General features: G+C 51.4%; 8 protein-coding genes. All 8 read right to left on the reverse strand.

Annotated elements, in window-relative coordinates; translation table 11 throughout:
• Window position 1: 1 nt before the first annotated feature.
• The 8 genes from ACT3XD_RS04905 to ACT3XD_RS04940 all read right to left on the reverse strand — a co-directional run bounded on the left by ACT3XD_RS04905 (window position 2) and on the right by ACT3XD_RS04940 (window position 7,627).
• Window positions 2-1,291 carry a TRAP transporter large permease gene (locus ACT3XD_RS04905; RefSeq protein ID WP_018915990.1) on the reverse strand — a complete coding sequence of 430 codons (1,290 nt, stop codon included), beginning with the start codon at window positions 1,289-1,291 and terminating at the stop codon, window positions 2-4.
• Window positions 1,288-1,794, reverse strand: coding sequence for a TRAP transporter small permease (locus ACT3XD_RS04910; protein ID WP_018915989.1), 507 nt, complete (start codon window positions 1,792-1,794; stop codon window positions 1,288-1,290). The genes ACT3XD_RS04905 and ACT3XD_RS04910 overlap by 4 nt, the downstream gene beginning before the upstream one ends.
• Window positions 1,795-1,876: 82 nt before the next feature.
• Window positions 1,877-2,863 carry a TRAP transporter substrate-binding protein gene (locus ACT3XD_RS04915; protein ID WP_018915988.1) on the reverse strand — a complete coding sequence of 329 codons (987 nt, stop codon included), beginning with the start codon at window positions 2,861-2,863 and terminating at the stop codon, window positions 1,877-1,879.
• Window positions 2,864-2,920: 57 nt separating this feature from the next.
• Window positions 2,921-3,499, reverse strand: coding sequence for a peroxidase-related enzyme (locus tag ACT3XD_RS04920; RefSeq protein ID WP_018915987.1), 579 nt, complete (start codon window positions 3,497-3,499; stop codon window positions 2,921-2,923).
• Window positions 3,496-4,005 carry a CMD domain-containing protein gene (locus ACT3XD_RS04925; RefSeq protein ID WP_192537936.1) on the reverse strand — a complete coding sequence of 170 codons (510 nt, stop codon included), beginning with the start codon at window positions 4,003-4,005 and terminating at the stop codon, window positions 3,496-3,498. The genes ACT3XD_RS04920 and ACT3XD_RS04925 overlap by 4 nt, the downstream gene beginning before the upstream one ends.
• A 28-nt stretch (window positions 4,006-4,033) precedes the next feature.
• On the reverse strand, window positions 4,034-5,503 hold the full coding sequence (locus tag ACT3XD_RS04930) for an NAD(P)-binding domain-containing protein (protein WP_192537937.1): 1,470 nt from the start codon (window positions 5,501-5,503) through the stop codon (window positions 4,034-4,036).
• On the reverse strand, window positions 5,500-7,113 hold the full coding sequence (locus ACT3XD_RS04935; RefSeq protein WP_192537940.1) for an aminotransferase class V-fold PLP-dependent enzyme: 1,614 nt from the start codon (window positions 7,111-7,113) through the stop codon (window positions 5,500-5,502). The genes ACT3XD_RS04930 and ACT3XD_RS04935 overlap by 4 nt, the downstream gene beginning before the upstream one ends.
• A 25-nt stretch (window positions 7,114-7,138) precedes the next feature.
• Window positions 7,139-7,627 carry an Lrp/AsnC family transcriptional regulator gene (locus ACT3XD_RS04940; protein ID WP_444280546.1) on the reverse strand — a complete coding sequence of 163 codons (489 nt, stop codon included), beginning with the start codon at window positions 7,625-7,627 and terminating at the stop codon, window positions 7,139-7,141.
• Window positions 7,628-7,719 lie beyond the last annotated feature (92 nt).

Genomic DNA, 7,719 nt, shown 5'->3' on the forward strand with positions numbered 1-7,719 from the left:
CTTAAAACGCTTTAGGGAACATCGTTTGAGGCAGGAACAAGAATACGCTGGGCAGAAGAATAACCGCCAAAATGACCGCCATGATTAAACCCACCAATGGCAGCACCGCCATAAAGGCACGCGGCATGGAAACTTCACCAATTTGGGTGGCGATTAATAAGCAGATGCCATAGGGCGGCGTTATCAAGCCCAGAGTTAATGACAAGATAACCACTAATGCCATGTGGATTTGATTAATGTCCGCGGCGATACAAATACTCTGAATAATCGGCAGGAAAATAATAACGGCCGTTACGGGGCTTAATACCGTCCCGATCACCAGCATAAAGAGCATTACCATCAGCATGATGCCAATACGGTGGTCAGTCACCGATAAAATGAAGTTGGCGACATCCTGGGCAATGCCCAGATAAGAAATTAACCAGCCCATAATGCCTGCCGAGGCAACTGCAAACATAGGCAGCGAAAAAGAGATCGCTGACTCTGCCAGAATAGACGGCAATTGCTTAAAATGAATCGCGCGATAAAACACAACGGCTAGAATCACGCCAACCAATACCGCCACCGATGCGGCTTCTGTCGCGGTAAAGACACCGGTGGTAATACCGCCAAGCACCACGAGAGGCAAAGCCATCGGCGGAGCCGCGACAACCGCCGTGCGCCCCATTTGCTTAAACGAAAACTTGCCTGTCGCTTTAATATTCTCCCGCTTGGCGATGTAGTAGACGTAGCCCATTTGCATAAGCCCCACCAGGATCCCCGGAAGAACGCCGCCTAGAAACAGTGCGCCGACGGATACATTGCCAAACGCACCGTAAATAACCATCAGTATCGAAGGCGGAATAATACCGCCTAATACCGATGAGGCAGCGGTTAAGGCAACGGCAAAGGGAGCTGGGTAACCCGATTTTTTCATCGCTGGAATCAACACGGCACCAACGCTTGCCGTATCGGCCGCGGCCGAGCCAGAGAGACTGGCAAACATCATGGAGACCATGACGTTAATATGCCCAAGCCCACCGCGCACATGTCCCACTGAACTATCAGCAAATTTGAGCAGGCGGTCCGTGATCCCGCCATCATTCATCAGACGGCCCAACAACAGAAAAAACGGGACGGCTAAAAGCGGAAATGAGTTAATGCTGGCAAACATCTGGTTGGCAACCGACGTCAGTGACAGCCCCATTTCCAAAATAGTAAAAATAGACGCCAAGCCAATAGCAAAGGCAATCGGCACGCTCAGTGCGATCAGTAGTAAAAAGCTGCCAATCAAAATAATTAGTGGGCTCATGAGCCTTCCACCTCGTTCATTCGCTTAACCTTGCCGCCATTGCGGAGCGCCACCATATCGTCGTAAATGACTTCAATGGAAAATAAGAACATGGCGATACCGGCAACAGGCAAGGCAGCAAATACATAGGCCATCGGCGTTCCCAGTGCCACCGACCGACGATTCCATCCCATATCCACCAGAATGTTGCCATGCACCACCAGCACATAAATCAGCGGCAGGCAGGCAAGGCTACCGAATAGGCGCAGCACGCGCTGGGTAATGACAAACTGCGGGGGAAAAATATCGATTACATAGTGCTTGCGCTTACGCACGGCAACCGCGGCGCCAATAAATACCGCCCAAATAAAACAAGCCATTGCTACTTCATCTGTCCAGGAAACAGAGATTTTTAAGTAATTTCGCGCAACCACTTGGTAAAGAACGGTCAGGATAAAAGCGGCAAACAGAGACCCCGCTAGACACAGCAAGAGTTTTTCCACTACATCATTGATTTTCCGCATTCGTCTGTCCTTTTATTGGCACGTGCCGCTTCCCCACCCCACTTTTCAGCGGTTCAAGGAAAGCGGCATGCTGGCCAAGTCGTTATAGGCTGCGGATAGTCTCGAGCAGGTCGGTTAAACCGCGCTCTTCAGCAAATTCATCGTGCAGAGGCACTACTTGATCGATAAACGCCTGCTTATCGACCTCGGTTACCGTAACCCCAAGATCTTCAAACTGCTTGATGAACTCAGCGTCGTACTCGATTCCTTTCTCAGTGCCATATTCCCCGGCATGCTGAGCCGCTTGCTGAATAATGGTCTGATCTTCTTCAGAGAACCGATTGAAGCGGTTTTCGCTGATCGAGATATGACTCATCATGATCTGGTGTTCGGTTTTGGCATGAAATGGTGCCACTTCGTATAAACGGCTTGAAAGATAGCCGCTGATAGTACTCTCAAATGCCCCGACAACACCGGTTTGCAAGCCGGTATAAATTTCTGTCCAGGGAAGCGACGTGGTTAATGCACCCGCAAGTTGCCACGTTTCAGCATCAAGGCGCGAGCCAGTAACGCGCATTTTGACGCCTTGTAAATCAGATGGCTCTTCGACCGGGCCGGTATTGGTACTCAGGTTACGCGTTCCGCCGCCGGTCAAACTCAAAAGCTTCAGCCCAACGCTGGCATCGGTCATGGCCTGATCAAAATAGCTATAAACCGCCGACTCAGGAGCGGTTGCCGCACGGAACTCATCCATATCCTGGAACAGATAGTTAAGGCTGAAAATTTCGAAATCCGGCACATAGGGAGCCACATTCATCACCCCACCAATGATCATATCGGTGGTGCCAATGCGAATCTCATCCACCATGGTCTGGTCGTTGCCTAACTGACCGCCTGGGAAGATTTGCACCGTAATCCGGTTATCCGTGGCTTCTTCGACTTCTGCCTTGAAGGCTTCTGCGGCGTCAATCCAGGGGTGTGGAGCACTCACCACGGTACCCAGGCGCAGCGTTTGCGCCAGTGCCGGGGATGCCATCAACAAGGATACAGCGCTTACCAATGCCAGACGGGGGAGCGTATGTTTAATCATGGGGAGTCCTTAGAATGTGTCAGCGTTTTTTTAATTTTCAGTGTCAGGGCTTAAAAATCAGAGGTTAGAAACAGGTTCGCCAAGGGTATGCATTAACCGGTTTGCCCAGCCAAACAGCGTGGTCGATAGCGTTAAATCAACAATTTCCTGATCTTCAAGACCCACATCGCGCAAGCTTTGAATATCACTATCGGTCACGTTAGGTGGGCATTCAGAAAGGCGCATCGCGAACTTTAAAATAGCTCTGATGCGAGGTTCCAGATCCGCCTCTTTACCGCGCAGGAAGATATCCTGCATAACCTTTTCATCGCCTACGATATTGTTATAACGATGGGCATGAACGGCCGCACAGTAAATACAGCGGTTGACCACGGAGGCAGCCACCGCGCCTAACTCACGCTCATCCCGCGACAGCCCACCTTTATCGTACATAATGCCGTTAAACAGCGAGGTACGAATACGCAGCGACTCAGGATCGTGCGCCAGCACCAGTACATAGTCAGAAATTTTAGTATTGGAAGGCGTTTCCTTGAGCGCTTCATGTTGGGCAGGCGTGGCGTTATCAAAATCGATAGGCGTGATATAGGGGCGCCAGGTGGGGATTCGCGACGTAAACTTATGAATAACGCGGCTCATTTAGCTTCTCCCACTTTATCTTTTTCCATCACGCTTAGTACCGCCGCAACGCGCAGCTGATAGTTAACAAATGCCACTAGGCCTGCCAGCCGAACGATATCGCTTTCTTCAATACCCGCCTCTTTGAGCGCTTGAATATCTTCTTTCGTGGCATCGCGGGGGCGTTGTGTGACTAAGTCGGCATAAGTCACCATGGCAGACAGGCGCTTTTCAGATGCGGGTGGCTTGTTGCCAGGCTCGGCAATTTGGTAGAGGTCCGCATCGCTGCCATAGCCTGCTAATAAATCAGCATAGTGCTGGGTCAAACCCGCCTGCTGGCAAATACGCGCCATACGACATGCCAGGGCCGCTCGAATAGCGACAGGCACTTGGCCTGCATCACTCGGCAATAAAGCCGCTTCGTAGGAAGCCTGGGTCAGATCCATGAGCTTGTGGCGCACAGCCAGCGCATCTGCCAGCGGGCCAGTAGTGGGCACATCAGCCGCTTGTTCTAATACATGAGTCATGGTGATTCCTTGCTTTTCAATACGCCACTTAGGCGTTAGCAGTCGTATTAGGTAAAGGCGTCGCTTGCCACTCATCGCCTAATAATTCAGGTGAGTCGTACTGCTCAAGCCGTTGCCAGTGACGTTCGACATCTTCCCGGTAAAGGTTGGCGGCAATTGCACCAGCTAGCCAGCTTGCGCCCTCACTGATCCCCGGAATATCGCCACTGACCTTGCCTAAGCTCAAGGTTGCGCCATAGTTAAAGCAGTGGATATTGCGCAGCCAGGGCGCCGTTCCCGGCTCGCGCTCCTGGAACGCAAAGTCACGTTGTACGTACGGGAAGTTACCTAACTCGTCGTTCTTAAGCTCGGCGGGCGGCTGGTAGCAATCGCGCCATAGCAGAATACGGTCGGCGTAACCGGAAAGCTCTGTGCGAGCCAGGGGGTCGATTTCAAAACCGGTGCCCAGAATCAGATAATCACAGCGCACGGTGCCCTGCCGGGTTTCAATAACAATCTCATCGCCCTCCATTTGCATGGCTTTTACACCACAGTCAAAGTGGAAATGAGCGTTGTCATGGCGGCTGACACGCAAAGTAGAGCCGCGGGGTGGCGGAGTTTGGGTGGCAAACGAGTAGTGCATAATTTGCCAGCGCCACTCATCGGGTAACGTGGCGTAGCCATGGGTAAAACCAAAGGATCCGATGCCCATCATTTTATTGATAGTGGGCATCTGCGAGCGGCGAATTAAAAAACGTACTTCCTGAGCACCATGCTCTAACGCCTCGGCTGCATTATCAACCGCAGAAGCCCCTACTCCAATCACCACTACCCGCTTGTCTTTTAAACGTGCAAAGTCGATTTCATCCGCCGAGTGCGACCAGGCGCTGCCGGACAGGTTATTAACAAATGCCGGAATTTTAGCTGCGCCAGTGCCTTCACGGCCTGTCGCCATCACAAGTTTGCGGGTAAGCACGGTGTTGCTAGGCGCCCCGGCGCCTGAAAGCTCAAGCCTTAACAAATCACCTTCGGGCGTAACGTGCTCGACTTTGACGTCATTCTCAACGGGGAGCTTTAATACGTCGCGGTACCAGCTTAAATAGGCCATCCAGGTGGGGCGTGGAATTTTATCCAGCGCCTCCCACGCGGGGTTACCGAACTGTGCTTCATACCAGGCCCTGAAGGTAAGCGATGCAAATCCGTAACTGGGGCCAGGCAGGGTTTTAGGAGAGCGCAAGGTTTCCATACGCGCGTAGTTCAGCCAAGGGCCTTCCAGCCCAGCCGGATTACGGTCGAAAATACGGATATTGCTGATACCACCGGATAGCAGCGCAAAGGCTGCCACCATGCCGCACTGCCCGCCGCCAATAATCACCACATCATGCACAGGCTGCCCGTCTTCCATCACCTGGGGAGGTACCCAGTTAGCGGGTGGAATATTCAAACATGCCAAGTCGTATTGAACGCGGGCATTAAGCGCTTCTAAGCCAGCGCCCGCCAGTGAAGGGGTCATGGTCATTGCGTCATCTCGATTTGTGCCTGAATAGCCTGCTCCGCTTCATGAGGCCACCAGAACCAACGAACGGGTACATCTGAAAACTGAGAATTCCTCTCTAACGGCAGCACTTTGGCCTGCTCAACAAGCCGCTGAGCCTGGGCAAAGTAATCGTCTTTTTCTGCCATTATGTCCGGCTCTTGGCGAGTATCTTGCGACAGAAGCGCATCCAAGAGATTCGTCGACGCCTGAGTAACGTCCTGATGGCGAGCAAGCCAAACGCCACTGGTTTCATCCACGGAATACAGCTTCATCAGTACAGGTGCATAGCGGGCAATAAATTCGACTGCCGATATTACATAGTTAGCGGTCTCATTGCTAAAAAAGAAATTAAAACCGAGCCTTACCCAACCTGGACGATATAAGCTTCTGCCTTTTTGGACTAAATCTTCATGCTCAGCTGCCGTTTTTTCATCTATTGAGAGCAGCTCATGACCATATGGGCCGGCACAGGAACAGCCGCCCCGCGCCTGGATACCAAACAGGTCATTAAGCATGGCGACAATCAGGTTATGGTGAATGTCACGACCACCCGCGCTTATATTGAATGAAAAGATGGCCAGCCGAGAAGCGGTTAAAGAGCCCAATAGATGAATATTGCTGACAGCTTGCCAACGCGTCATTGCCATCTCGACCAGCTCACTTTCGCGCGCCTCAATATTGGCAGCACCGACCAGGTCTTTAATACGAAACGCAAAGCCCGCGCGAATATCGCCCAGGATGCCTGGTGTACCGGCCTCTTCACGCCGCTGAACGTTGGTCACATAGCGATGGTGCTGAGCCGTCACATAAGACACCGTGCCGCCGCCCGCCACAGAAGGTATGGGATTACGGCATAGCGCTTTGCGGATTACCAAAATGCCGGAGCTCCCCGGCCCACCCACAAATTTATGCGGCGACAAGAAAATTCCATCGATATGGTCGCCCTCGCCAGTGCCTGCCACATTGATGCCCACATAAGGGCCACTGGCGGCATAATCGAGCAGCACAATGCCTTCATACTGGTGAACCAGGCGTGCCAATGCGACAACGTCTGTTTTAATACCAGTGACATTGGAAGCGGCTGAAAACGCAGCCACCTTTGTCTCGCGATCAGTGTACTCTTCAAGACGTAGCGCTAATGTTTCAAGGCAGGGCGTGCCGCTTTCGGTTAGCGGGATACGTACCAGGTCTACATCGCACTCGCGCCATACAAGGTCATTGGAGTGGTGTTCAAAAGGCCCAACGAAGACAACCGGTCTGGAATGCGATGAGGAGTCAGGTGACGTTTGAAGACCTAGAATATGGCTACAGCGATTGATCGCAGCAGTTGCCCCTGCCCCGGCAAAAATAACGGCGTAATTATCATCAGCGCCTACTGACTCCCTTACCGCCTGGCGGGCTGCTTCACGAAATTGCGTGGTGATTTTACCGGTATAGGAGGTTTCGGTATGGGTATTAGCGTAAAACGGTAACACCTGATGTCGCATGGCTTCTTCAACCATACCCAGCCCCCGGCCCGATGCCGTGTAATCAGCGTATACAAGGGACCGAGGCCCAAATGGCCCAGGGACAACCTCTCCTTCGCCAATCACGTCATCACGAATATATTCAATCCATTCAGATGACGTCGCCGAGTGGCAGCTCGGTAGTTTTTTTGACCTGTTCCATTGAGAAGCACGATGTGACATTACTGAGCTCTATTTTAGCGATAAGCCTTTTATAAAAGGCATCAAATGATTGGTTATCGCGCGTAATGACCTTAAGCAAATAATCGTACTCTCCCGCTAGCCGATTAACTTCCATCACCTCGGGGAAAGACTGAACGGCTTCTTTGAAAGCATCCAGCCAGGTTTGATTGTGTTTATCGGTTTTAATCATGACAAACACGGTCAAGCCAAGATTAAGCTTTTCAGGGTTTAGGACCGCGATTCTTTTTTCGATTACGCCTTCTTTCTCAAGGCGCTGAATTCGACGCCAGCAAGGGGTGACCGAAAGCCCTACGCCTTCTGCAAGCTGGGCAATAGAAAGGTTATCATTACGCTGAAGCTGTTCAATAATTTTCAAATCGAAGCGATCAATAAGCAATTTATTTCTCCTGAAAGCCATAATCAGGAATATATTTCCATAGCATTCTAAAATACACCAGTCAGGAGAACGATTTTTTCAGTGTGTATTTTTATTATCAAGCTTTCTAAGCG

Source organism: Halomonas sp. AOP7-B1-5 (assembly GCF_052353045.1).
Taxonomy (GTDB): Bacteria; Pseudomonadota; Gammaproteobacteria; order Pseudomonadales; family Halomonadaceae; genus Vreelandella; species Vreelandella colorata.